The sequence below is a fragment of the Enterococcus sp. 7E2_DIV0204 genome (assembly GCF_002140855.1).
In the GTDB taxonomy this organism is placed as follows: Bacteria; Bacillota; Bacilli; order Lactobacillales; family Enterococcaceae; genus Enterococcus_L; species Enterococcus_L lemimoniae.
In genome coordinates this window covers 2,262,631-2,286,678 of record NZ_NGKY01000001.1, presented here as the reverse complement: position 1 = coordinate 2,286,678, position 24,048 = coordinate 2,262,631, and the positions used below count along the sequence as shown (strand labels likewise).

The window sequence follows — 24,048 nt, the reverse complement described above, 5'->3', positions numbered from 1 at the left end:
ACTAGTTATGTTTCTATCTATAAAAGAATTAGTGCAACAAGCGGAAAATTTTTCATCAGTTGCTGAATTGATGATCGCAACTGAGATTGAAAATCATGGTCATAGCCGAGAACGAATCATTGAAACCATGGAACGAAATCTGGCTGTTATGAAGCAATCGATCGAAGAAGGTGTGGATGGCGTAACTTCGGTCACGGGTATTACTGGTGGCGATGCCGTGCGTATGAATGACTATATTCAAGCAGGAAACTTTTTAAGCGGTGAAACAATTTTAACGGCGGTCAGAAATGCCGTTGCAGTCAATGAAGTCAATGCAAACATGGGCTTGATCTGTGCAACACCCACTGCTGGAAGTGCTGGAGTCGTCCCTGGTGTGTTGATGGCAGCAATTGAAAAGCTACAGCTGACGCATGAACAGCAATTAGATTTCTTGTTTACAGCCGGCGCTTTTGGTCTGGTCATTGCAAATAATTCCTCAATCAGTGGGGCTGAAGGCGGCTGCCAAGCCGAAGTAGGTTCAGCTAGTGCTATGGCAAGTGCTGCTTTAGTTTGTGTAGCTGGTGGTACTGCTGAGCAAGCAGCTCAAGCAATTGCGATTACTTTAAAAAATATGATGGGGTTGATTTGTGATCCTGTAGCAGGACTTGTTGAAGTTCCCTGTGTAAAACGAAATGCATTAGGATCATCGCAAGCTTTTATTTCAGCAGACATGGCATTGGCTGGTATCCGTAGTGTGATACCACCAGATGAAGTTGTCGCTGCAATGTATCAAGTTGGTCGTCAAATGCCACAGATTTTTAAAGAAACAGCTGAAGGTGGCTTAGCCGTAACACCCACTGCTCAACGATTAGCAAAAGAAATCTTGGATAATCAAACTGAGAATACAACAAAATAATAAGAAAAACAGCCGCTAAAACGTCAGCATTTTAGCAGCTGTTCTTTTTTAATCCATTTTTGGTTGTAATAATGTAGTGATGCCAATTCGATTATACAGATTGATCGTCCCAATCAATACCAACAATTCTCCAATTTCTTTTTCATTGTAATATTGCTGTAGCTCTTGATAGGTCTTATCACTTACACCACCTTGATGGATCAGCGTGATTTCCTTCGTAAAAGCTAGACCTGCACGTTCTTCTGCTGTATAAAAAACGGCTTCTTCCCAGGCCACTAATCCAATGACTCTTTGTAATGTCTCCCCTTTTGCTAAGGCATCTTTTGAATGCATATCAATACAAAAGACACAGCCGTTTAATTGAGAAGCATAGATTTTAATCAGTTCCTGTAAGCTTTCACTGATACTGCCAGTTTTTCCAATTTGATCTAGTTCAGCAATTTTTTGATAAGCTGCACTATTTTCTTTTGGTAATAAAAATCTTGTTTTGCTCATTTTATGATCCCCTTTGATCTATATTTGTTGTTACACTTATAAGACCAATCAGCAGTATAAAACGTGACAGCATTTATAAAATATTTTTCAACTTATCAGGATTGTTAATAATAAAAATATGCTGGATCTTCGTTTTTTCTTGGTTTAGTCCTAAAAATAAGATACTTTTCAATTGGTTTTGCTCTTTAATAAAGAGACAAGGTTGTTGATAAATCTCACCGATAACACGTTCATCACCAAAAAAATCGTGTGGCATAACACCTTTTAAAAAAGTAAGGATCCGAGTTGCTTTGATCAAAGTTCTTAGTGGTGCACGACGTTTTTGCCCACCATCAATCGACATTTTCGCTTCAGTGGTTAAATAACCCAACAACGGTGCTAAATCCCCACTTTCGATACTGAAGTTGAACAGATCAATAAATTTTTGGTTTTCAGCTTGGCTGGTATTGTCCACAGAAATATCGTTATCCTTAACTGCATTCTTAGCTCGACTTAATAGCTTGCGACTATTTTCATCTGTAATATCCAACAATTCTCCAATTTCCTTATGAGAATAGGTAAACACTTCTTTCATCAGAAAAACCACACGTTCTTGCGGAGTCAATTGTTCTAAAATAACTAATAAAGCGTAGGTGATTTTTTCTTTGCCAATCAAAGGATCTTCTGAATATTCTATTTCTGGTTCCGGAATCCATGGTCCGTAATAATCCACACGCTGAACTTGGGCAGAATTCAGGTAATTGATTGAGCGATTAACAACTAGCTTGGATAAAAAAGCTTTAGGATTTTTAATCAACGTAAAATCCTGTTCCAACCACTTCAACTGAACTTCTTGTAAAATATCTTCTGCTTCTTCTTTCGAGTGACAGATTTGATAAGCAATTGAATAGAGTAAAATGTTGAATTTTTCAAAAATCAAAATAGCTTCATCCATTATTAGGCTTCCTCATTTCAAGTAATCATTGTTTTGTTCATACAACTAGTACCTTATTATAGTTGGTATTATGATTCAATACAATGTTGAACGAAATGCTAAAAAACCATCTCCTTCAGTAGTGAAAGAAATGGTAGTTTTAGTTGTTCTTAAAATGCTTCAATTTCAGCTAATGTCGGCATTCCAGTTTGGGCGCCCAATTTAGTGATTGAGAGAGTGGCACCTTTGCCAGAGAGTTTAATTGCCTCTGGAATTGCCATACCTTTGGCTAGACAGGCAGCTAAAATTCCATTAAAAGTATCCCCAGCCCCCGTTGTATCCACAATCGCAACTTTTTCTGCTGGAATAGTCACAACGTTACTCTCAGTTGTATAGGAAATTCCAGCACCGCCACGAGTGACAATCAGTTGTGTATGATTCGCTTGTGACCAGTTCAACATTTCCTGTTCAAATTGATTAGCATGCGCGATCGAATGTCCTAATAAACCTTCAAATTCTGTTTCATTTGGCGTAATAATATCCACAAACGGTAGCATTTCAACAACTTTTTCATTATACGGAGCAGGATTTAAAATCGTGATTGCTCCTTTGTCTTTGGCATACTTCAAACCATTTTGCACAGTCGTTATTGGAATTTCCAACTGTGTTAAAAGGACATCTTGCTCATTTACTTTTTTGTTTAATTCATTCGTGACATCAGTCAAAAGCATATTAGCACCTGGCAAAACAACAATTGCATTGTCTTCTTTTAACTTGAAAATCGATGCTACGCCTGTAAATATGTTTTTTTCAACCGTTACTGCATTCACATCGATGTGCTCTTTTTCTAAGTGCTTGTACACCTTTGAACCAAATGTATCGTCACCGATTTTCCCAATCAAGGAAACCTCAGCTCCTACTCTGGAAGCTGCAACTGCTTGATTAGCGCCTTTGCCACCAACATAATAATCAATGGTCTCTCCTAGCAGTGTTTCTCCAACCTTTGGTAACCGATCTGTTTCCATGACCATATCCATATTGATACTGCCTAAAACTATAACTTTTTTCATCGCGGACTCTCCTTACTTATATTTTCTTCAAATACTTATAGAAAGAACCCAGATGCTCTCTTTCAACTTCAGTGTATGCTGAAATTTTTTCAAAACCATGCTTTCTAAAAAAATGCTGCATGTTGAGATTGGAGTGATTTGTACTTGAATAAATATGTTTCCCATTTTTTTCTTTTATACTATTTATTATATCATTCAGTAAGTTTGATGCATAACCATTAGATAAATAGTTAGGATCGGTGGCAATACGTCTTAAAATATAGGTATCTTGATCCAAAATATCTACGGTAGCCACCGCCACTATCTGACCATCATCAACTAGTTTATACAAACATTGCGCAGCGATATCCTGTTGAACGATTTGTTCATTAGGATAATCGTTCGTCCACTGGTAAACCTCTGTTTGATGCATATATTGTTTTGCCGCTTCATACAAATCATTGATTTCTAGATAGTCGATTGCTTCAGCTAACATTATTTTCATTTAGACTCATCTCCGAAAAAGGCAGTTCAGCTCCTACAATTCACATTAATACGGTAGTAACAGAATCGATAATACAATCACAGAAATGATGCCGATAATGGTAGGCACACTAGTCCTTTTTAAAATGCGAACTGGACTTACTCCAACAGTTGAAGCGACGATCATCACAACTGCTGCTACCGGTGAAATTGTTCTTGCTAAGTTTGCAATCATTTGCATTGGTAAAGAAATCAAAATTCCGTCAATTCCCGCTTTAGCTGCAATATCAGGAATCAATTCGATTACTGCATAAAACATCGCTAAACCGCCACCGCTTAAAATACCAAACAACGTAGTGGCACCGCTAAAGATCAATGTTGTGACCAAGCCAGCGGAAGCTGATGATTCCACCGATGCCATCAAATTGTCAATAATTCCTAAAGACTGCACAGCAGTTGTAAATAATGAACCACCAACCACTAACATAACAACTTGACTAAACCCTTGTCCCATCCCTTTAAACATTTCCGCAGCAGAATCTTGAATGCTCTTATAAGAACGATGTCTAATCGTTTCAAACGCAACGGCAATGAAAAACGAAATGAATGTCAAAACAAAAATATCCATTTGAATCCCTTTAACAAACATACTTGTGATTCCAACGACTAAAATTAAAATCAGTGGTAGTAATGGTAACAACGCATAAATTTTCGGTGTATCAGACTCTTCTTGTTCAGCTAGTCCATCATTTTCGATTGCAACAAAAGCTGAAGCTCCCTCTTTTTTATCACAATATTTTTGCCAGAAATAATGAGCAACAGCCATAATCAATAACGTAGGAATTGAAATTTTTGCATTCCAAGCAACGTAGGTCAATAAATCATAATCCAGTGTTTGTGCTGCAATCACATTATCTGCTCCAAGTGGTGTCGGCATGATTGTTGCTGTCATTGCGATCACACCTGCAGTTGTCAACGAGGAAATCCCCATACTAGCTAACATTGGATACAATATCGCCATCAAAATAATCGCTAAACTAGATGCGCTTGGTACTACTAAGGACATTAAATTACCAACTAAAAATACAAGAGGAACAAACAACGCTTTTGATTTGATTTTTTGTAGCGGCTTCACTAAAATATTGACCGCCACTTGATTGGCTCCGATCACGTTCATATAACCAGAGTAACCAAATAAAATCATGATCACGATTCCGGCTGAGCTAACTTGAGCAATGATCGTATCTTTAAATTTTAAAAAGATATCAAAGAAGGCTAAACCAGTTCCTTCCCCCGCTGGATACAACGGATGACCTAATAAAACAGCAAACAATAACAAAATCAATGCTCCACTGATTAAACTCAAAGCAGGATGATAGTTTTTGATAATCAAATAGGCAACAAGAGCTAAAACAACTAATACTAATAATGACTCAATCATAGTATGTCTCCCTTTTTAATTTATTTTTTCTAAATTTGAAACAACCCATTTTTGAAATGCTGGAATGTCAATATCTAAACAGACTGTTGCATTTGTTGTATCATGATATTTCATTTTCAAGTCGGCAACTGTAGCACCAGCTGCTGGACCTTCTAAAGCGATTTCAACAAAGGTTTCTTGAACAGTAAATAAGGTAGGATCAGTTAAATAGGCAATGGCGCAAACGTCGTGCATTTTTAATCCTGTCTGTAAACTCCCACCGCGATAATGCTGGAACAGTGAGTAAAACATATTGCCAACTTTGCCAAATTCTTTGATTTTTTCAGTTTCATTTTTTGTTAACACTGCTATACTTGTAACGTCTAGACCAACCATCACGATCGGGATATCTGATTGAAAAACGATTTGAGCAGCATGGGGATCTACGTATGTGTTAAATTCTGCACTTGTATTGGTGTTTCCTCTAGATAATGAACCGCCCATCATAACGATTTCTTTGATATTTTGTTTCGTTTCTGGATACATACTTAGTAGTAATGCGATATTGGTTAAAGCTGCGATAGGAACCAACGTGATCGGCTCTGCACTAGAAAGAATGCATTCTCTCATGGCCTCTACTGCATGGATATCAAGCGCATTTACTGTAGCTTGTGGGAAATCATAGCCATCCATCCCACTTTCACCATGAATTTCAGCAGAATCTTCAAGTTGAATCAACAAGGGTTTATCACACCCTTTAGCAACAGGCACTTGTTTTCCAAAAAATGTTACTAATTTCAATGTGTTCTCAGTTGTTTTGTGTACGTTTACATTTCCAGCAACGGTTGTAAGCAACTTAACGTCTAATTGTGGGTGATTAAGAGCGATTGATAACGCTACTGCGTCGTCTATTCCTGGGTCTGTGTCAATAATGATTGGTCGTTTTTCTTTCACCATAAAGCCTTCCTCCTTCTTAGGTTAAGCGCATTACCAAATTGGTATAAAAAAATACCTTTTCAATAATCAAAAAAGCATTTTTTAGATTAATCGCTTAACCTATCTGTCTATTATGATAACGCTTTATTTTTGGTTAGTCAACTACTATTTTATTTTTTTAACACTTTCACCTTTAAATAGGCTTGGTTTCAAAATAATCGTCTCAGTTCTTTTCTTGTGTTTTGTCAGCCGCTCTTTCAATAGAGTAACTGCTTGTTCTGTTAACGCAAAGATATTTTGCTCTACTGTTGCTAAGGAAAGGCCTAAAATATCTGCCATTTCTAAGCGGTCATAGCCAATGATCGAAAGATCTTCTGGGATTGCTTTACCACTGACTAAGGCTTGCTTCAATACACCAAAGGCAACCATATCATTAGCTGTAAGCACAGCCGTCACATCTGACAATAAAAACAGTTCTTGGGCTTTTTCCATACCATATTTAAAGCGATAGCCTGTTTCAATAATATACTCTTCCCTCACTTCTAAACCATAACTTTGGAGTGCTTCTCGATAGCCTTCAATACGATCAAGTGTACTGGGAACTTTAAAATCTCCTGTCATAAAGGCAATATTTTGATGACCATTTTCAAGAAGATATTCCGTTGCAAGCTTACCGCCTGCTAGGCTGTCAAAATAAACTTGATTGATCCCAGTGAAAGAAACATGCCTATCTACTAAAATAAATGGCGCATCGATCTCTTTCAAGAATCGTTCTTGTTCCTCTTTGGATGAAAAAGACTCATTTGATAAAGCAATGATCAATCCGTCAACACCGCGATTTAACAACATTTGTATCAAATTTTTTTCTACGGCAAAATCATCATTTGAATTGACGATAATCGTTAAATAACCCAATGCTCTAAATTGTTCTTCTAATTGTTTACATAGCTTAGAAAAGAACGGATTTTCAATATCTGGAATAACAACGCCTATGGTTTGAGAAGCATTTTTTGCTAGACTTTGCGCAGCTATATTCGGAACATAGTTCAATTCCTTAGCAATTGTTTTGATTTCTTGTTTCTTTTTTTCAGAAATTCTAGAAGGCTTATCATTTAAAACTAAAGAAACCGCAGCTTCAGATACATTCGCCATTTTTGCAATATCTTTCATTCTAACTTTCATGACTCTCTCCTTTTCAATCCAGCCAAGGTAAAAGCAGATTCCGTTAAGAGCCGCTTTTATCTGACCGTTCTATTTCTTAGTTCCACAAAAAATCTGTAACAAGCTGATCAACTTCTGTATTTTCATGTAATTGGCTGTGCTGCGCTGATTTTCCGTAAAAAATCTTCTCTTCTACTTGATTGCCATGTGCCTTGAACAATGAAACAACACTTAAAGCATCTGCTACCGGAACAGCTTCATCACTTAAACTACCATCTTGCACATCTCCTGCGATGATCAATACGTCCATTGCAACGGGTACTTTATCGATGCCACTGACATAATCAGCGTATCTTTCACTTTGGATTGCTGGCCCATTCGTGATGACTGCTTCAAGTGTCTCTCCATTTGATAATTCCACAAAGTTATTAAATGGCGCTGCTATCCCAACAAATTTATTGATTTTAGGTAGACTCGGGTCATCACCATAAGTCGATAAAAATCGTAAAGAACTGGCTCCTCCCATAGAATGTCCCACAAGATTGACTTGCGTTACCTTATAAGTCTCCCGAAGATAGCTTAAACAATTTTTGATCCACTCAGCCTGATTCCATTCATTATTTTTATTGTCTTCAAACAGAACCTGAATGCTGGGATTATCTTTTTTACCCGTTAGTTTCCCTTTTGCTTGAATGGAACCTTCAGCACTAACAGTCAAGACCAGCTCCTTTTTCGTACGATCATTCTTTTCTATCCGTTTGATCATACGGCCAAAGGAATTATTACCACCGCTATATCCATGAATAAATAATGTTGGAACAGCTGTTTTTTGAAGGGTTTCACTTGTTGTTGAATTTTTATGATCTTGTTGATTTTCATTTTGAGCTGCTTTTTTATCAGTGCAGCCAACAAACACTAGCAAGAGACAGACAATTACGAATAAATAATGCTGCTTTTTCTTCATTTTACCACCTTTTCAAGCTTCGCTATAGTATAAGAGAGCAGGTCAAAACTAGTGTTTAGTTTTGCTCCACTCTCTATCTGCCAAAACAAACATGTCTTAGCGTTCTATTTTTTTAGATTGAATCTACTTGCTCAAAGTCTAATTCTGTACTTGTTTCACGACCGAACATATCGATATTCACTTTTAATTTTTGACGTTCTTCATCAACCTCAGTTACTTCACCTTCAAGACCAGAAAAGGCCCCTTCGATGATGCGGACTGTATCACCTAGTGCAACATCCAAATCAGATTGACGTGTGCTCATACCAATCGAACGCAAGATATGATTGATTTCTTCTTGTAATAAAGGAGCTGGTTTACTTCCGGCACCATGTGAGCCGACAAACCCAGTAACACCTGGTGTATTACGGACTACATACCAAGAATCATCTGTCATCGTCATTTCTACCAAAACATAACCTGGGAAAGTTTTATGAACGATCTCTTTTGATTTACCATTTTTGACTTCTGTTTCAGTTTCTTCTGGAACGACGACGCGGAAAATAAAATCTCCCATGCCCATGCTTTGTGCACGTGATTCAATGTTTGCTTTTACTTTGTTTTCATAGCCAGAGTACGTATGTAATACATACCAATTCTTTTCAAATGATTCCATTTCTGATTCGGCTCCTTTGGTTTATTAGTTGGTTGAAATAATACTTCAAGAGTAACAAGTTGAATCTTGCCACTCATTTGTTTTTTTTCATGTGAAAATAAAAAAACCTCAGTTCCCCGAAGTTTTTCCTCACTTGTAATTATAGCACTATCTGTACTTAAATACTAGTTTGAATTACTTAAGAATCCAACCAAATGCTGTTTGGATCACTGTATCCATTACAAAGAATAATGCAGCAAAAATGATTGATGTTTCGATAACAACCAACGTATCCTTGCGTAATTGTTTTTTAGATGGCCAAGTCACTTGCTTCATCTCATCTTTAACACTACGTAAAAATTTCATTTGAACTCCTCCTATATCTATTTCGTCTCTTTATGTAACGTGTATTTTTGACAGTATTTACAGAATTTTTTGATTTCTAACCGTTCTCCACGTTTTCCTTCACTGACGGCTTTAGAATAGTTTCTGGAGCCACAATCTGAACAAGCAAGTGCTGATTTTTTTGTTGCCATTGTTCAACCTCCTCTATTCACAAATTTACTCAACAACATTATCATTCTTTCAGTAAAATGTCAATGGATACTCAATAAACTATGGTTTTCTTACAAATTATGTTATCATTACTTTGTTAGATGAATTTAACCTACGGGAGGTCAAACTATGTTATTAAAATCCGTTGTTATCAAAAAGAAAAATCTTACAACAGTCAATGAATCTTGTACTTTGGAAGAAGCATTAACCATCCTCGAAGATTCAGGTTATCGTTGTGTGCCGATCTTAGATGAATCGGAAAAGATTTTTAGAGGAAATATCTATAAAATGCACATCTACCGCCATAAAGCAAACGGTGGAGATATGACTTTACCAGTGACTTATTTATTAAAAAATGCAACTAAATTTATTTTTGTCAACACATCCTTTTTCAAAGTTTTCTTTACAATCAAAGAATTACCTTACATTGCTGTGTTAGATGAAAACAACTATTTTTATGGCATTTTAACGCACAGTACGTTATTGAATATTCTCGCTCAATCTTGGAATATTGAACGTGGTAGTTACGTTTTAACAATCGCTACAACAGGTAAACAAGGCGATCTAGCTGCCATGACGAAAATCATTGCAAAGCATAGCAGTATTGCCAGCTGTATTACTCTGGATATCGGTGAAGACGAGTTTATCCGCCGTACCTTGATTACTTTACCTGCAGAAACGTCTGAAGAGACCTGTGCAGTAATTGTTGAGAATTTAGAGCGTAAGAATCTTAAGGTCGTTGAGATCGAAGATTTGCAAGCAAGTGCTGAATAATAATAAAAAGAATCCTTTCAATGAAAGGCTTCTTTTTATTATCGTTCTTCACCAATAATTCGGACTTCTGTTTCCAAGACAACATCAAATTTTTCTTTGATCACTTGTTGGATATGCGCAATCAATTCTACATAATCAGTCGCCGTAGCGTGATCGATATTCACGATAAAGCCAGCGTGCTTTTCTGAAATTTGAGCACCGCCCCACTTCAATCCTTGTAGCCCAGCATCCTGAATTAATTTTCCAGTAAAATGTCCTTCTGGACGTTTAAAGACGCTACCACAAGAGGGGTACTCTAATGGTTGTTTCGACTCTCTAAGTTCAGTCAACTCTTCCATTTGACTCTTGATTACATTGGGCTCACCTTTTTCTAAAGAAAAAGTTGCTTCTAAAACAATACAGTGCATTTTTTGAATTGTACTGTGACGATATGAAAAGTGCATCTCTTCATTCTTCAATGTTTTGATGGTTCCATCTTCTAACAAAACATCTACACTTGTGAAAACATCTTTGATTTCCCCACCATAAGCTCCAGCGTTCATATAGACTGCTCCACCAATACTCCCTGGAATACCACAAGCAAATTCAAAACCAGTCAAATCATGCTCTAATGCAACATACGTTGTATCAATCAATTTTGCTCCAGCTTCAACAATGATTTGGTTTTCTTGAACTGTAATTTGTTTCATGTTCTCTAACATGATCACCATACCGCGAATACCGCCATCACGAACAATCAAATTGCTCGCATTCCCTAAAACAAGCCAAGGAATATCGTGTCCACGGCAATATTCAACTAAGGTCGTTACTTCAGCTTGGGATTTTGGAAAAGCCAAAACATCTACAGGTCCACCCGTTTTAGTAAAAGTAAAATTCATCAAAGGTTCATCAAATAGTAAAGTTATCTCGGTTAAGTCATTCATCATTTCAATTTTATTCATCGAAAGTCGTTCCTTTCTTTCAAACATCCTATTTATTCTAGCATGTCAAAGAGAAACTTTCTAGTCTGAGTCTATAAAATATGTTCTTGATGCTTGCGCAACATTTGCGCACAAAGCTCATGACTAGTAAAGATTTTTTCTTGTTTTAACTGTGTCCCATCATTTGTTTGAACAGCTGTGATAAATTCCACCACCATTTGCTCAAAGCCTCGTTTCTCTAAAGTCGTTGCCCAATCACCGAATTTTTTTAGTTGGGTTCCAAATTGATTTTGGAACGTGAAATCAGTCAGATTCTCTAAAACAAAGGTTCCATCTGGACTTGTTAACTGATAGGTCTCAGTGTTTGAGCCAGCGTATAGGTTCATAGAAGCAATCGCTGTTGTTGTTGCTGTTTCAACTTGGAGAAACGCTCTTTTTAAAAGATTATTTTCCTCGATGATTTTTGTTTGGACATGTCGAATATCATCATCGAGTAGATAGACAAGTGTATCAGCAACATGTAAAAATAAATCATAGATCACAAAATTAACTGTAGACTCTGAAGCTACTCGATTTTTTTGGATCAATAGCATATTTTTATTTTCAACAGACTTTAATTCTGCTACAAATGGTGCAAAGCGACGATTAAAACCGACCATTAAAAGTAGTTTTTTTTCTGCTGCTAGTGTTTGAATTTCTTTGACTTCAGCTAAGTTTTCACTTAGAGGTTTATCGACAAAAACATGGATACCAGCTTCAAGTAATTGTTTGACAAGTTGCCCGTGAACGTTGGTTGCAGCATGAACAAAGCAAGCAGATATTCCAGCTTGAATCAATTCTTCTGTAGAAGACACTATTTCATTGAATCCGTATTTTTCACTGATTTCTTTGCGGGTTTGTTCATTTCTGGTAGATAAAATAAAGGTTGCTTGATCTCTTAGTTGCGAATATATAGGTAAGTAGGCTTTTTGTGCGATATTTCCAAGACCAATAACACCGATTTTCATAAGAATCCTCCTCGTTCAATACATTATTTTTTATTACAATCTTTAATTAATTTTTTTCCATTAAACCACTAGATACCATTTTTACTGCCAATAAAATTGCAGCTGTCACTAAAAAATATTGGACTGAGGTTTAGTGGGAAAAACAGCATCATAAATATCCCAACTGGCAATGGTGACTTTATAATTGCGATAGCAACAATCAATAAGCGGTCTGTTTGAGGGAATAACTGCAATACAGCAAACCCTTGAATGATCGCTGAAAAGACAATTGGGAAGATATCGCCTCCAATCCAGCCTGTATTGAGACATATTTGCAAGAACAATAATTTAAGCAACGCAATCAGTGTCAATACCAAAAATGAAGCTTGGCTCCCTACAAATGGTGCAAGTGACAGTGATAGTTGCCCTGAAAAAAGTAAATTGGGGACAAAAACACCAATTAAAAAGATTGAGATCGATCCTATTAATGCTTTACGAACCGGAAACTCATACCAAAAATCTAAGTGTTTTTTTAAGAATTCAGTCAAAAGACTATAGCCTTCCCCAAACAACAACCCAAATACAACTAATGGTAGGCCTATCCATAACTCTGACCAAATCCAATGAGACTCGCCCATTTTAGAAATAAAAGAGGGTTGCCCTGTCATTTTCATTAATAGGAAAAAAGAAATTAAACCATTCGCGATAAACAATAAATAAAAAATCTTTTTTTTCAACTTCTGATGTTCACTTATAACTCTTTTTTCATCATAATTCAGTAAATGTTTGCTATGATTCAACAAGCGTGCTGCACGATTTTTCACAGATAATCCTTTCAACTCGTCATAGTGAAAGTAATAATAACGCAGTTTATCTGCTTGCCAGACCGACAAATAAATCACTGCACTTAATAAGCCCGCTTCTGGTCCTACCCTCGCACCAAAAACTAATACGATTAGTGCAATTAGCAAGCTATGGAACACACTACTATAATCCAGTGTTTTATTTTGCTTTAATTCTGTCATTGAATCATGAACAGTATGAGGTAAATTTCCCCATTTTTTTCGGAAAATTCCTAACAGACAGCCGCCAACGACTGTAATTCCTAAAATATAAAAAATTCGGAAGTGATTATCCGGTGCAACCAAGTCCCAAAGCAATTCAGAGCCTAGCCCTTCCAGTCTTAGAAAAATAAAGGAAATCATCCCAATTATGCTACTTAGTACAATACCATAAATCAACAAGCTCAATTCTTTTACATTTAGCTTCATAAATTCTTTCATTCCATACTAGAAAATCATTGATATTTTCGGTTCTTTCCTATAACTTTATCATAAATCTAAATACCTGAACACATTTATGATGATCCGTGATTAGAAACAGAAACTTGTCAATCTACACAATAAAAAAGACTGATCTACTCCCACAGAAAATAAGAGAAGAATCCTAAAAATTGAAACTATTTATGTTAAACTATTCTAAAGACTGTTTGACAAAACCAGTAATCGTATAAAAGTTGAAAGAGGGTTATCATTATGAAATGTATCTCATGGAATGTTAACGGCTTACGTGCTGTTGTTAAGAAAAATTTTATGGAAGTATTTAATGAACTAGATGCAGATTTTTTCTGCTTACAAGAAACCAAATTACAAGAAGGACAAATTGATTTAGACTTACCTGGCTACTATCAATATTGGAACTATGCTGAGAAAAAGGGCTACTCTGGTACTGCAATATTTGCTAAAGAAGAAGCGATTAGTGTTCGATATGGTATGGATCTTGAGGAACATGATCAAGAAGGTCGTCTGATCACATTAGAATATCCTAACTTCTTTATGATCACCTGTTATACGCCTAATTCACAAAATGAACTAAAGCGTTTAGATTACCGCATGACTTGGGAAGACGCTTTTCGTGCGTATTTAAACGAATTAAGTAAAGAAAAACCAGTGATTCTATGTGGTGACCTAAATGTTGCCCATCAAAATATTGATTTAAAAAACTGGAAAACGAATCAAAAAAATGCGGGGTTCACACCAGAAGAACGGGCGAAGTTTACTGAATTGTTGGATAGTGGTTTTATTGATACCTATCGCCATTTTTATCCTGATCAAGAAGGCGTTTATTCTTGGTGGAGCTATCGTTTTAATGCTCGGAAGAATAATGCTGGATGGAGAATCGATTATTTTGTCGTTTCTGATGTTTTGAAAGAGGCTTTAACCAGTGCGAAGATCCATACTGAGATTACTGGTAGTGATCATTGTCCAGTTGAGCTTGATTTAACGATTGCTTAACGAGAGAATGCTTCTCTCGTTTTTCATTTAATTTCTGTTAATATTTTAGAATTAGGCTTACTATCTGCCATTTATTTTGATATACTGCATGTATGAATTAATTTAGAACTGAAAGGGATAATGAACATGAATTTTTATTCCATAGACTTTGAAACAGCTAGTTATGCCAAGCATAGCGCTTGTTCTGTCGCATTAGTAAAGGTAGAAAATAATAAAATTGTTGATGAATATTATTCTCTAATTAAACCAGAAACAGATTTTTTCTGGAAAAATATTCAGATCCATGGTATCAAGCCAGAAGATGTCGTTGATGCACCAAAGTTTCCTGATGTTTGGCGTCAAATCCAATCTTGTTTCAAATCAAATAGTTTAGTGGTTGCTCATAACGCTCCCTTTGACTGTGGTGTTTTAGCAGGTTGTTTGGATTATTATGGCATCGCTCAGCCGAATTACCTTTCGTTATGTACAGTGAAAACTAGCCGTAAATTATTTCCAGAACTACCTAACCACAAGTTAAATACAGTTTGTGAAAATCTAAATATCCAATTAGAGAATCACCATGATGCTTTGGAAGATAGTCGGGCATGTGCTGAAATTTTATTGTATCAAGAAAAACATTTTGGAGTAGAACCTTTAAAAAAACTAGTTACGATAAAATAAAAAAAGCCGAATCAAGAACAAAATGTTCAGTTGATTCGGCTTTTTTTATTTCTCTAAAATTTCAACAATTTCATCCATATTTTTAGAACCAAAGACAATTTTCTGATCATCAATGATCATCGCAGGAACGCTCATGATTTTCTTTTCTGTTTTCAGTTCTGGGAAAACACCGATATCGATCATTTCAGCTTCAACATTATGATTGATTGAAGCAATCCGTTGACAGGCCGCTACCACATCTGGGCAATAGTGACAGGTCAATGATACGAAAATCTGCACTTTCTTTTTAGGTAATGCTTTGATTTTATTTACGATAGGCTCTTCTATTGGCTGTCCAGCGCTTCCCACATTGTAGACCGCTAAAACAATTGAATTGACTTCATGACCACTCGGAATTCCGCTAAACTTGATTCCAGTGTATTCACCTTGATTATTTAAGACAACTACACTTGGTAATTTATCAATACCATATTTTGCTTCTACGTCTGTACCTTTTTCAACGGTTTCCAATAAAATCTTATCACTCAATGACGCAAACTCAGTTAGAAAAGAGTTCAACTCTAGTGATTTTTCTTCACTGCTATCCATGACTTGTAATAACGTAACATTCTTCGTTAATTTACCAAAAATACCACCTAATTGTTCTCTCATTGCGTCAGGGAACCAAGTGTTATTGCCGCTTGTCGCTTTAGCAGGTTTCTTCTCTGCTTTTGGTTGAGCTTCTTTATTTTCAGCATGTTGCATCGCTAAACGTTTTTCCATACGCTCATTGACGATTGGCAAACCAGCTTTTGTTTTTTCTTCTGTGATATATTTTTGTGCATTCGTCGCGGCAATTGCGCCATCAGCTACAGCTGTAACGATTTGACGTAGTTCTTTGATTCGTAAGTCCCCGGCTGCATATACCCCAGGTACATTGGTTTCCATATTTTCATTCGTAGGGACATAGCCTCGATCTAGCTCGACTTTTCCTTCAAAAATTTCTGTACTTGGTTTATTCCCTGCAAAAACGAACATACCAAAAGTGCTATCTGCTGGGGCTTCGTATGTTGTTTCTTCTCCTGTTTCATTATTAACAAAAACAGCTTTACGAACAAAGTCATCGCCAGTGATTTCCTTGACTTCTGTATTGTAAACAATTTTGATGTCTGGATGTTGTTTAGCCGCTTCAGCAGTTAGTTTGGCACAGGTAAAATCAGGCTCACGAATGATCATTGTCACTGATTTTCCGTAACGAGTTAAATAAACAGCTTCTTCTGCCGCTGCATATCCGCCGCCAAGTACAAAAATATCTAGTCCTTGGAAGAATTCACCATCACAGGTTGAACAGTACGCAATACCTCGCCCTGTAAACTCTATTTCACCAGGGAAACCAATTTTACGTGCAGAAGCTCCTGTTGCAATGATCACAGCATAAGCTTGATAGGTTTTTGTTGCTGACTTTACTGTTTTCACTGTTTGGCTTAAATCTACATCAATGATTTCATCCGTTGTAAATTCAACCCCAAAGTCTAGCGCTTGTAATCGCATATCTTCCATTAATTCAGGTCCAGTTGTCGCTCTGATTGCTGGATAGTTCACGATTTCAGAAGTTGTTGTTACTTGTCCACCAATTTTGTCTTTTTCAATAATCAATGTATCTAACATCGCACGACCTGCATAAATCCCAGCTGATAAAGCCGCTGAACCGCCGCCAATTACGATCAAATCATAAATTTCTTGACTCATCTCTGTTCTCCTTTTAGGTAATTCATTGTTTTTTTAACGTTAAATTTTAAGAAAGACTCCCCAAAAAAGGAAGTCTTACCATTGTCTATTTTAAGATTTAGATTTTACCAACTAAGTCTAAACTTGGTGCAATTGTTTCTTCACCAGGTTTCCAGTTTGCAGGACAAACTTTATCACCATGTTTAGCTACAAATTGCGATGCTTCTAATTTACGAACTAATTCTTCCGCATTACGACCGATCCCCATATCATTGATCTCGTAAGATTTGATTTCGCCTTCTGGGCTAACGATAAATGTACCACGGTAAGCTTGACCCAAGTCTTCATTTAAAACGCCAAAGAAACGAGCAATTTTTCCATTTGGATCAGCTAACATTGGGTATTTGATCTTACCGATCGTATCTGTCGCATCAGCCCATGCTTTATGAACAAAGTGGCTATCTTCAGATACAGAATAAACTTCACAATTCAACTCTTTTAAGTGATCATAGTGATCTTGCATGTCCCCAAGTTCTGTTGGACAAACAAATGAAAAGTCAGCTGGATAGAAGAAGAAAATACTCCATTTACCTAATACATCTGCTGTTGATACTTTGATGAACTCTCCATCTTGGTATGCGTCGCATTCAAAGTCTAATAGTTTTGTGTTGATTAAATTCATTTAATTATTCCTCCTAAAATTTACAAGCGTTATGGGCTCGCTTAATCTCGATTAAAAAATATGAACGCGATACTTTCTTGCTTATTCATATTTTATCTTTTTTCTGAGCGTCTAACCCATACAACTAGATATTTTTTCTACACTCTTAGCGTATCAATTTAAAATTATTCTGTCAATAGAATAATTACAGTTTAGTTATTTTATTTTTGCCATTTTCGTCTTCTCTTTGAGAAAATAGCTCTTTCATTCTCAATAACAACAGCTATTTTCATTTAAAGACCCTTTAACAAAAACGACACAATGTAATAAATGCAATTCAAACAAGCATTCTTATTGTCAATTTGGTATACTTAACAAAAAAACTATAGATAGAAGGAAACGAATATGAAAACAATCGGATTATTAGGTGGGATGAGTTGGGAAAGTTCTGCTGACTATTATCGACTGATCAATGAAACGATCAAAAGCGAACTAGGTGGATTGCATTCTGCTAAATGTATTTTATTCAGTGTAGATTTTCAAGAAATCGAAACCTATCAATTTTCAAACCAGTGGGACAAAAGTGCCGACTTATTAACAGATGCATGTCTTTCTTTAGAAAAAGCTGGAGCGGATTATATTGTTATTTGCACGAATACCATGCACAAAGTAGCTGATGCGGTCCAACAAAAAATCGGTATCCCGATTCTTCATATTGCTAAAGTAACTGCGGATACATTAAAACAGAACAACATAAAAAAAGTCGGCTTACTAGGAACAAAATTTACAATGGAAGAAGATTTTTATAAACAAATAATTGAAGAAAATGGTATCGATGTGATCATTCCAGATCAAGCGGAGCGTCAACAGGTCAGTACAATTATCTATGAAGAGCTCTGTTTAGGGAAAATATCAGCTGCCTCTAAAGAATTTTACTTAAAGGTTGTCGATAAATTAAATCAACAAGGAGCCGAAGGCGTTATTTTAGGCTGTACCGAAATCGGTATGCTGATCAATCAAAATGATACAACAGTGCCTCTTTTTGATACGACTAAAATCCACGCTGTTCAAGCTGCTTTGCAGTCTTTAGACAGATAATTAGAAACAGCAAAATAAACGTCAGTTCTATTTGTATCTATCCGAAAAAAAAGGTAATCAAAAAGCTTTTCCAAGAAATCAGCTTTTTGATTGCCTCTTTTTTATTACCAGAAAAATTCTTTTATTATGCTGATAACTTCTTGATTTTCAACTAGTTCACTATGACTAGTTGCCTCACCATGAATCAATCGCTCTTGATAGGAAGCTACTTGCTCTTGATAAATATACCGTCCAGAAAACACACTTTGTACAAAAACTGTATTATCAGAAGCTGTATCATCAACTTCTCCAGCAATATTTAGCATTTCGATCGTATCAGGAATATTCTCCAGATCCTTTAGATAACTATTGAGCAGTTCACTGTGTTCTTTTACTTGAGTAAATGAGGTTACAGCTTCATTGTATTTAGTTGATGTGTCATTATAGGGCGTACCTAAGGTGATTAGTTTAGTCAGTTTAGGATCGGACATTTGCTGAAATTCTTCAAGATAAGAAGTAATCACTAGCCCGCCATTTGAATGTCCAAAATAATTATAGGTTGCAAATGAATACTTTTGTTGTATATAGTTCAACGCCAATTGGTACCATTTTCCTTGAATAGGAAGCGTCTTATCGCTACTGTCTTCAAAAGCAATCACAATCATAGGATGTTCTGTCGCACTTGTCAGTTTGCCTTTAGACGTCACGGTTCCATCTATAGCGACAGTCACCTTTAGTACCTCCGCTTTTGAATCCAATTTTTTGATCAGTCCATTGAAACGATTGACCGTTCCATTGGTTCCTGGAACAAAAATTGTTGGCGTTTGAATCTCTAAAGGACCGCTGTTGGGGCTAAATTTATCGGCAAATGCCGTTAGACTTTTTTGAAATAAAAGAAAGAACATTAGAACAACACCTACAATCAAAAGTATTTTAGACAGTCTACTTTTTATGTTTTGATTATTTTTCATGACGTTTCCCTCCTCTGATAAAGAAAGTCTACGCCCTGAAACTTAAATGAAGATTAAACACAAAAACAACTACGAAGTTCAGCCTAAGAAATTAAAAAATTTTCATCCATCTTTTTATCTTTATTAAAATGCTTTCCATGAACATCAATTGCTGCATGCCATTCTTTACATAACTCATGTGAAATAGATTCTGTTAGGTAAATAAACTCTTTCCGCATTTCTTCATATGTTTTATAAGGACCAAACCCTAAACGATTAAACAAACGAATAGCATATTGATACGCAATAAACACATTTCGTTCAAATATATAAAGTAACATTGCATCTGCTGTTTCTGAGCCAACACCTTTAATCTTCAAAAGCTCTTTTCTTAGCTCCTCAGTCGAATAGGCCTGAAATTTATCCAGAGCACTACCATGTCTCACAAACCAATTGATCAGTTCTTTGATGTAATGACTCTTTTGCTTGAAAAAACCAGCAGGACGAATCAATTTTTGTAGCGTTTCCAAGTCGATTTCTTGAAGTTTTTCCACAGTTAAATGAGGTTCTAAGTTTCCTAATGCTTGATGAGCATTCTTTTCCGTCGTTTGCTGAATCAGAATCATTGAGACCCAATCAGAAATTCGATTTTCATCTTCCCACCAGTACTGAAACCCATAATGAGCGACTAAATTATTCAATACCAGTAACTTCTTTTTATCACTTTTCAGCTTTATTCACTCCTTAAATTAAGAGGTTGGGACAGAAACATTTAGGTCCGAGAACCAAGTAGGTACTGTGCAACAATGTTTATCTGCGAGGAGTCTTTGACGAGAAAGCATCAACTCGTATCTTGCCGTGTTTTACAGCAATAAGCCAGCATTTACGAAAATTGTCCTTCAAATTTTTTGAATGCTGACTTATTTCTGAAGCCTTCAACTCTTAGTGCTTTAGCACTTAGAGTTTGATGTGATCGAAGCGAAGCGTAGTGGCTGCTTCTACATCTACGGTTCTCATTTCACTCCGATCCTCGAAACATGGAGAACCGTCTGCTCCCAAACTCCTTGATTAAAAATAGGAAAATAAGAGCGTGGCGCTTTTTGTCATAAACTGATTTTATCATTTTTATAAAGGTCTACATAAATAATCATCTAAAAAAACTTAGATCAAAATAATTAAATCCTGACCCAAGCTAGATACTATCTATTCTGTTAGTTCTTTTTCTTTCGTGATCATGATTACACCATCACCAAGTGGCAGTAAGGTTGAAGTCAAATCTGGATGTGTCATGACTGTATCCAAAAATTGATTCAGCTTACGATGGATGGTTCTTTGGCTCCGAGGAATATCTTCAATTGGGTCTAAAATCGTGCCTGCTTGAAAGACATCATCCACCATCAGCACACCGCCAACGCGTAATAAGCGTAAGCATTCTGGTAAAAATTCGATATATTTAGATTTTGCACTGTCCATAAAAATAAAGTCATATGGTCCTGTTAAGGTGGGTAAAACTTCTGCCGCTTGTCCTTCTAATAAAGTTACTTTATCCGTTAGACCTAAACGTTCATAGGTTACTTTCGCTTTTCTGATCATTACATCAAATCGATCGATTGTCGTGACATGTCCGTCTTCCCCAACATATTGCGCCATAAGGCTAGAAGAAAAGCCGATTGCTGTCCCTATTTCTAAAATGTTCTTGGGTTTGACTTGATCTAAGAAAAATTGTAAGAACACTACTGTTTCATGGGGAATGATCGGTACTCCCGCTTCGTGTGCTTCTTCTTCGATTACGCCAAGTTCACCTTGGATTTTTTTTTGTTTATTTCGCATAAATTCAACAAGTTCTGGTTTCACAACTGGTCGATGCATCATTTCGTTGCGCACGTTATTCATCCTTCCAAAAATCAATCATTTCTAGTTTTCACTACTAGTAATATAGCAGAAATCATTTTCGGTTAATAGCCTTTTTTAGCTGTTTTGATAAAATAGTTGCGTTCATGTCTTTTAACAACAATTCATTCTTTTTAATCTTCTACGATTTTACTAGACTTAAACTAAAAACAATTATAAAACATTTAAAGAGTGTCCATTATCCTACAATGTTTTCAAATAGTTTTTTGCTTTTTGGTACAATTCAAGTTGCTGACTTTTCTTCACGAAGTTTCTCTTATTAAAACATTGATAGTTGCTTTGCCTAACTGAATTTAAAATTTCTTTATAAAAATAGATAGATAGTAACAGCGCTTCTTGACAATCTTTGTGGATAGTATGCAGCATTGTTTGTGCTTTTAAGTATAGTTGCTCAGCTCTTGTTGCCTCGTATTCCCATAATTCTATAAAAGAATCATTGATGATGCCTTTTTCCAACGAATTAAGTGAAACATCAAATCTTTCCATGATTTCCTTTGGAAGATAGATTCGCTGATTATTGAAGTCTTCTCCGATGTCTCTTAAAATATTCGTGATTTGCATAGCTTCACCTAATTGGATTGCTTGGCTTCTTATTTCATCAGGACAATCAGAAAGAATTGGCAACAACATCAATCCGACTGATCCTGCGACATAGTAAGAATATTCTTCTAATTCAGTCTGTGTTTCAGGTTGTTGAAACGCCCAATCCATCTCTTGCCCCAATAACATATCATAAAAAGACTGTTGATTCATTTCATACGTTTCGAATACTGGCACTAAAGCTCTCCAAAAATAACGATCTGGAATTTCCCCTGCTAAAAAGTCATCTAATTCACGTTTTAATTTGTTTAAACGATCCACATCACCGTATACATCAATGCTATCATCTGCTTCACGACAAAAAGAATAAATGGCAAAAATACTTAGTGCTTTTTGCTTTGGAAGTTTAGAGAAGGCTTTATAAAAACTTTTTGAATGATTACGAATCGTTTGCTCACATAAAGCGAAATCTGATTCATACATTGAAAATATTTTCGTTAAGTCATTTTTTCTTTTTATCATCTTTCAGCAACTCCTCTGCAGCTAACTTAGCACTTGTTAAAACAATTGGAACTCCCGCCCCTGGATGTGTACTACTACCGCAAAAATATAGGTTATCTGCATAATCGAATTTATTGTGAGGACGATAATAGTTACTTTGTTTTAAGGTCGGTTTCAACCCGAATGTTGCGCCATTATAAGCATTAAAATTTTGCTTAAACTCCTTAGGTGTATAGAGAGATTCATAAACAATATGATCTTCTATATCAGAGAAAATAGTTTCTTCTTTGACTAGATCGAGAACATTTTGTCGAAATTCATTCGTAGTTGTATCGTTCCAATCCACTCCCTGTGAAAGTTCAGGAACAGGCACTAAGATATAAACTCCTTCATGCCCTTCTGGTGCTAAACTTCCATCAATTGAAGACGGAACATAAATATAAAATGAAGGGTCATCTGGCAATTTTCCATCTTCAAAAATATCATTAATATTTTTCTCAAAATCTTCAGCAAATCGAATCATGTGAAGTGAATCCACAGGATATTTTTTATCCAAACCAAGATAAAGAATGAAACACGAGCAGGAATAATCCAACTTATCGATTTTTTTATCGGTATATTTTCCTCTAGTCTTTTCATCTGGTAACAATGACTTCATTGCATAAGGAAAATCAGCATTACACACGACGTAATCACTCGGGATAACGCCTTCTTCTGTCCTAATTCCTGTAGCTTGTTTATTTTCTATTATGATTTCTTTCACAGGTGTATTAAGGTGAATCGTACCACCAAGCTCTTCAAAAGCCTTTGCCATTCCTGTAGCAAGGGTATACATCCCACCTTCAATAAACCAAATGCCGTAAATTAGTTCAATCATAGGAATAATTGTATAAAGAGAAGGACCATTATAAGGAGAAACCCCTATATAAAGAGTTTGAAAAGCTAATGCTTTTCGTAACCTTTCATCTTTTACAAATTTTGAAATAGAACTATAGGCATCATTAAATGTGTGCAATCTAAACCCATCAATCAATGATCTCGGATTATAAAAATCCCAAAAAGAACGAAATGATTTCATGATGAAGGCCTTTTTCGCTATTTGATACCGTTTATAAATACTTGCTAAATATTCTAGGTATCCTTGCATATCCTGATCTGAAATACCTTCTAAAAGTGACGTCAAAGACACTAGATCCGAGGACATGTTGAACGTTTCTTCATTTGGAAAGTTCAATGATAACATTGGATCAACTTTTTTCATCGGTATATATTGATCTGGGTCTTTCCCACATTGTTCAAAAACTTCACGATAAATTTCAGGCATCATCACGATGGTCGGACCTACATCAAAGGTAAATCCTTTTTCTTTTATTTGATACATTTTCCCACCGACTTGTTCATTTTTCTCGTACAAATGAACATTATACCCTTCATGTTGCAGACGAATAGCTACTGCTAATCCTGCAGCTCCTGCACCAATCACTATAATTTTTTTCATTATTATACACCACCAACTCATTTTTTTAAGTATATCTTTATCAATTGATAAAGTACATTATTTT

The 24,048-nt window shown here is 36.0% G+C and carries 26 protein-coding genes; 5 read left to right on the top strand and 21 right to left on the bottom strand.

The window, feature by feature from the left end; all coding sequences use genetic code 11:
- Positions 1 to 7: 7 nt before the first annotated feature.
- On the top strand, positions 8 to 895 hold the full coding sequence (sdaAA, locus tag A5819_RS10685; RefSeq protein ID WP_086278780.1) for an L-serine ammonia-lyase, iron-sulfur-dependent, subunit alpha: 888 nt from the start codon (positions 8 to 10) through the stop codon (positions 893 to 895).
- A 48-nt stretch (positions 896 to 943) separates the two neighbouring features.
- Here sdaAA and A5819_RS10680 read toward each other — a convergent pair whose 3' ends face one another.
- The 11 genes from A5819_RS10680 to rpmG all read right to left on the bottom strand — a co-directional run bounded on the left by A5819_RS10680 (position 944) and on the right by rpmG (position 9,486).
- A complete protein-coding gene (locus A5819_RS10680; protein WP_086278779.1) occupies positions 944 to 1,390 on the bottom strand; it encodes a carboxymuconolactone decarboxylase family protein in 447 nt (148 codons plus the stop codon).
- A gap of 73 nt (positions 1,391 to 1,463) precedes the next feature.
- A complete protein-coding gene (locus tag A5819_RS10675) occupies positions 1,464 to 2,324 on the bottom strand; it encodes a sigma-70 family RNA polymerase sigma factor (RefSeq protein WP_086278778.1) in 861 nt (286 codons plus the stop codon).
- 149 nt (positions 2,325 to 2,473) lie between these two features.
- The gene (rbsK, locus tag A5819_RS10670) at positions 2,474 to 3,373 is read right to left on the bottom strand and encodes a ribokinase (protein ID WP_086278777.1); all 900 of its coding nucleotides are present in this window, start codon (positions 3,371 to 3,373) and stop codon (positions 2,474 to 2,476) included.
- Between the two features lie 16 nt (positions 3,374 to 3,389).
- Positions 3,390 to 3,857: a GNAT family N-acetyltransferase gene (locus A5819_RS10665; protein WP_086278776.1), complete on the bottom strand. Its 468-nt coding sequence runs from the start codon at positions 3,855 to 3,857 to the stop codon at positions 3,390 to 3,392.
- 45 nt (positions 3,858 to 3,902) lie between these two features.
- Positions 3,903 to 5,276, bottom strand: a complete 1,374-nt coding sequence (gene dcuC / locus A5819_RS10660) for a C4-dicarboxylate transporter DcuC (RefSeq protein ID WP_086278775.1) — start codon at positions 5,274 to 5,276, stop codon at positions 3,903 to 3,905.
- A 15-nt stretch (positions 5,277 to 5,291) separates the two neighbouring features.
- Positions 5,292 to 6,212: a ribonucleoside hydrolase RihC gene (gene rihC / locus A5819_RS10655; RefSeq protein WP_086278774.1), complete on the bottom strand. Its 921-nt coding sequence runs from the start codon at positions 6,210 to 6,212 to the stop codon at positions 5,292 to 5,294.
- Between the two features lie 144 nt (positions 6,213 to 6,356).
- Positions 6,357 to 7,373, bottom strand: a complete 1,017-nt coding sequence (locus A5819_RS10650) for a LacI family DNA-binding transcriptional regulator (RefSeq protein WP_086278773.1) — start codon at positions 7,371 to 7,373, stop codon at positions 6,357 to 6,359.
- 76 nt (positions 7,374 to 7,449) lie between these two features.
- Positions 7,450 to 8,316: an alpha/beta fold hydrolase gene (locus A5819_RS10645; RefSeq protein WP_086278772.1), complete on the bottom strand. Its 867-nt coding sequence runs from the start codon at positions 8,314 to 8,316 to the stop codon at positions 7,450 to 7,452.
- Positions 8,317 to 8,428: 112 nt separating this feature from the next.
- The gene (gene nusG, locus A5819_RS10640; RefSeq protein ID WP_010773265.1) at positions 8,429 to 8,971 is read right to left on the bottom strand and encodes a transcription termination/antitermination protein NusG; all 543 of its coding nucleotides are present in this window, start codon (positions 8,969 to 8,971) and stop codon (positions 8,429 to 8,431) included.
- Positions 8,972 to 9,145: 174 nt separating this feature from the next.
- Positions 9,146 to 9,316 carry a preprotein translocase subunit SecE gene (gene secE, locus A5819_RS10635; RefSeq protein WP_086278771.1) on the bottom strand — a complete coding sequence of 57 codons (171 nt, stop codon included), beginning with the start codon at positions 9,314 to 9,316 and terminating at the stop codon, positions 9,146 to 9,148.
- Positions 9,317 to 9,333: 17 nt separating this feature from the next.
- Positions 9,334 to 9,486, bottom strand: a complete 153-nt coding sequence (gene rpmG / locus A5819_RS10630; protein ID WP_010760564.1) for a 50S ribosomal protein L33 — start codon at positions 9,484 to 9,486, stop codon at positions 9,334 to 9,336.
- Between the two features lie 148 nt (positions 9,487 to 9,634).
- Here rpmG and cbpA point away from each other — a divergent pair, with 148 nt between their 5' ends.
- The gene (gene cbpA / locus A5819_RS10625) at positions 9,635 to 10,279 is read left to right on the top strand and encodes a cyclic di-AMP binding protein CbpA (protein WP_086278770.1); all 645 of its coding nucleotides are present in this window, start codon (positions 9,635 to 9,637) and stop codon (positions 10,277 to 10,279) included.
- A 38-nt stretch (positions 10,280 to 10,317) separates the two neighbouring features.
- Here the strand turns inward: cbpA and murB are convergent, their stop codons facing one another.
- The 3 genes from murB to A5819_RS10610 form a co-directional block, all read right to left on the bottom strand.
- The gene (gene murB / locus A5819_RS10620) at positions 10,318 to 11,220 is read right to left on the bottom strand and encodes a UDP-N-acetylmuramate dehydrogenase (RefSeq protein ID WP_086278769.1); all 903 of its coding nucleotides are present in this window, start codon (positions 11,218 to 11,220) and stop codon (positions 10,318 to 10,320) included.
- Positions 11,221 to 11,291: 71 nt separating this feature from the next.
- On the bottom strand, positions 11,292 to 12,206 hold the full coding sequence (locus A5819_RS10615; protein ID WP_086278768.1) for a Gfo/Idh/MocA family protein: 915 nt from the start codon (positions 12,204 to 12,206) through the stop codon (positions 11,292 to 11,294).
- Between the two features lie 68 nt (positions 12,207 to 12,274).
- Positions 12,275 to 13,456: a chloride channel protein gene (locus tag A5819_RS10610; RefSeq protein ID WP_254907255.1), complete on the bottom strand. Its 1,182-nt coding sequence runs from the start codon at positions 13,454 to 13,456 to the stop codon at positions 12,275 to 12,277.
- Between the two features lie 264 nt (positions 13,457 to 13,720).
- On the opposite strand from A5819_RS10610, the gene A5819_RS10605 reads away from it, so the two are divergent.
- Together A5819_RS10605 and A5819_RS10600 are read left to right on the top strand one after the other, a co-directional pair.
- Complete coding sequence (locus A5819_RS10605; RefSeq protein ID WP_086278766.1) at positions 13,721 to 14,479, top strand: exodeoxyribonuclease III; 759 nt, start codon at positions 13,721 to 13,723, stop codon at positions 14,477 to 14,479.
- Positions 14,480 to 14,605: 126 nt separating this feature from the next.
- Positions 14,606 to 15,139, top strand: coding sequence for a 3'-5' exonuclease (locus A5819_RS10600; protein ID WP_086278765.1), 534 nt, complete (start codon positions 14,606 to 14,608; stop codon positions 15,137 to 15,139).
- Positions 15,140 to 15,184: 45 nt separating this feature from the next.
- On the opposite strand, the gene A5819_RS10595 is transcribed toward A5819_RS10600, so the two are convergent.
- Both A5819_RS10595 and ahpC read right to left on the bottom strand, forming a co-directional pair.
- On the bottom strand, positions 15,185 to 16,867 hold the full coding sequence (locus A5819_RS10595) for an FAD-dependent oxidoreductase (protein ID WP_086278764.1): 1,683 nt from the start codon (positions 16,865 to 16,867) through the stop codon (positions 15,185 to 15,187).
- 97 nt (positions 16,868 to 16,964) lie between these two features.
- Positions 16,965 to 17,528 carry an alkyl hydroperoxide reductase subunit C gene (gene ahpC / locus A5819_RS10590; protein WP_010773275.1) on the bottom strand — a complete coding sequence of 188 codons (564 nt, stop codon included), beginning with the start codon at positions 17,526 to 17,528 and terminating at the stop codon, positions 16,965 to 16,967.
- A gap of 384 nt (positions 17,529 to 17,912) precedes the next feature.
- Here ahpC and A5819_RS10585 point away from each other — a divergent pair, with 384 nt between their 5' ends.
- Positions 17,913 to 18,605: an aspartate/glutamate racemase family protein gene (locus tag A5819_RS10585; protein WP_086278763.1), complete on the top strand. Its 693-nt coding sequence runs from the start codon at positions 17,913 to 17,915 to the stop codon at positions 18,603 to 18,605.
- A 104-nt stretch (positions 18,606 to 18,709) separates the two neighbouring features.
- On the opposite strand, the gene A5819_RS10580 is transcribed toward A5819_RS10585, so the two are convergent.
- The 5 genes from A5819_RS10580 to A5819_RS10560 all read right to left on the bottom strand — a co-directional run bounded on the left by A5819_RS10580 (position 18,710) and on the right by A5819_RS10560 (position 23,984).
- Entirely contained in the window at positions 18,710 to 19,555 is an 846-nt protein-coding gene (locus A5819_RS10580; RefSeq protein ID WP_086278762.1) for an alpha/beta hydrolase, read from the bottom strand.
- Positions 19,556 to 19,638: 83 nt separating this feature from the next.
- Complete coding sequence (locus A5819_RS10575) at positions 19,639 to 20,265, bottom strand: endonuclease III domain-containing protein (RefSeq protein ID WP_086278761.1); 627 nt, start codon at positions 20,263 to 20,265, stop codon at positions 19,639 to 19,641.
- A 472-nt stretch (positions 20,266 to 20,737) separates the two neighbouring features.
- Positions 20,738 to 21,418 carry an O-methyltransferase gene (locus A5819_RS10570; protein ID WP_086278760.1) on the bottom strand — a complete coding sequence of 227 codons (681 nt, stop codon included), beginning with the start codon at positions 21,416 to 21,418 and terminating at the stop codon, positions 20,738 to 20,740.
- Positions 21,419 to 21,628: 210 nt separating this feature from the next.
- Positions 21,629 to 22,507 (bottom strand): phytoene/squalene synthase family protein, encoded by an 879-nt coding sequence (locus A5819_RS10565; RefSeq protein WP_086278759.1) that lies wholly within the window; start codon positions 22,505 to 22,507, stop codon positions 21,629 to 21,631.
- Complete coding sequence (locus A5819_RS10560; protein ID WP_086278758.1) at positions 22,488 to 23,984, bottom strand: NAD(P)/FAD-dependent oxidoreductase; 1,497 nt, start codon at positions 23,982 to 23,984, stop codon at positions 22,488 to 22,490. The genes A5819_RS10565 and A5819_RS10560 overlap by 20 nt, the downstream gene beginning before the upstream one ends.
- Positions 23,985 to 24,048: the final 64 nt, after the last annotated feature.

What these genes read in the sequence shown, in the direction of transcription:
- sdaAA (WP_086278780.1), top strand. Translation starts at nt 8, where the DNA reads ATGTTTCTATCTATAAAAGAATTAGTGCAACAAGCGGAAAATTTTTCA.
- A5819_RS10680 (WP_086278779.1), bottom strand. Translation starts at nt 1,390, where the DNA reads ATGAGCAAAACAAGATTTTTATTACCAAAAGAAAATAGTGCAGCTTAT.
- A5819_RS10675 (WP_086278778.1), bottom strand. Translation starts at nt 2,324, where the DNA reads ATGGATGAAGCTATTTTGATTTTTGAAAAATTCAACATTTTACTCTAT.
- rbsK (WP_086278777.1), bottom strand. Translation starts at nt 3,373, where the DNA reads ATGAAAAAAGTTATAGTTTTAGGCAGTATCAATATGGATATGGTCATG.
- A5819_RS10665 (WP_086278776.1), bottom strand. Translation starts at nt 3,857, where the DNA reads ATGAAAATAATGTTAGCTGAAGCAATCGACTATCTAGAAATCAATGAT.
- dcuC (WP_086278775.1), bottom strand. Translation starts at nt 5,276, where the DNA reads ATGATTGAGTCATTATTAGTATTAGTTGTTTTAGCTCTTGTTGCCTAT.
- rihC (WP_086278774.1), bottom strand. Translation starts at nt 6,212, where the DNA reads ATGGTGAAAGAAAAACGACCAATCATTATTGACACAGACCCAGGAATA.
- A5819_RS10650 (WP_086278773.1), bottom strand. Translation starts at nt 7,373, where the DNA reads ATGAAAGTTAGAATGAAAGATATTGCAAAAATGGCGAATGTATCTGAA.
- A5819_RS10645 (WP_086278772.1), bottom strand. Translation starts at nt 8,316, where the DNA reads ATGAAGAAAAAGCAGCATTATTTATTCGTAATTGTCTGTCTCTTGCTA.
- nusG (WP_010773265.1), bottom strand. Translation starts at nt 8,971, where the DNA reads ATGGAATCATTTGAAAAGAATTGGTATGTATTACATACGTACTCTGGC.
- secE (WP_086278771.1), bottom strand. Translation starts at nt 9,316, where the DNA reads ATGAAATTTTTACGTAGTGTTAAAGATGAGATGAAGCAAGTGACTTGG.
- rpmG (WP_010760564.1), bottom strand. Translation starts at nt 9,486, where the DNA reads ATGGCAACAAAAAAATCAGCACTTGCTTGTTCAGATTGTGGCTCCAGA.
- cbpA (WP_086278770.1), top strand. Translation starts at nt 9,635, where the DNA reads ATGTTATTAAAATCCGTTGTTATCAAAAAGAAAAATCTTACAACAGTC.
- murB (WP_086278769.1), bottom strand. Translation starts at nt 11,220, where the DNA reads ATGAATAAAATTGAAATGATGAATGACTTAACCGAGATAACTTTACTA.
- A5819_RS10615 (WP_086278768.1), bottom strand. Translation starts at nt 12,206, where the DNA reads ATGAAAATCGGTGTTATTGGTCTTGGAAATATCGCACAAAAAGCCTAC.
- A5819_RS10610 (WP_254907255.1), bottom strand. Translation starts at nt 13,456, where the DNA reads ATGAAGCTAAATGTAAAAGAATTGAGCTTGTTGATTTATGGTATTGTA.
- A5819_RS10605 (WP_086278766.1), top strand. Translation starts at nt 13,721, where the DNA reads ATGAAATGTATCTCATGGAATGTTAACGGCTTACGTGCTGTTGTTAAG.
- A5819_RS10600 (WP_086278765.1), top strand. Translation starts at nt 14,606, where the DNA reads ATGAATTTTTATTCCATAGACTTTGAAACAGCTAGTTATGCCAAGCAT.
- A5819_RS10595 (WP_086278764.1), bottom strand. Translation starts at nt 16,867, where the DNA reads ATGAGTCAAGAAATTTATGATTTGATCGTAATTGGCGGCGGTTCAGCG.
- ahpC (WP_010773275.1), bottom strand. Translation starts at nt 17,528, where the DNA reads ATGAATTTAATCAACACAAAACTATTAGACTTTGAATGCGACGCATAC.
- A5819_RS10585 (WP_086278763.1), top strand. Translation starts at nt 17,913, where the DNA reads ATGAAAACAATCGGATTATTAGGTGGGATGAGTTGGGAAAGTTCTGCT.
- A5819_RS10580 (WP_086278762.1), bottom strand. Translation starts at nt 19,555, where the DNA reads ATGAAAAATAATCAAAACATAAAAAGTAGACTGTCTAAAATACTTTTG.
- A5819_RS10565 (WP_086278759.1), bottom strand. Translation starts at nt 22,507, where the DNA reads ATGATAAAAAGAAAAAATGACTTAACGAAAATATTTTCAATGTATGAA.
- A5819_RS10560 (WP_086278758.1), bottom strand. Translation starts at nt 23,984, where the DNA reads ATGAAAAAAATTATAGTGATTGGTGCAGGAGCTGCAGGATTAGCAGTA.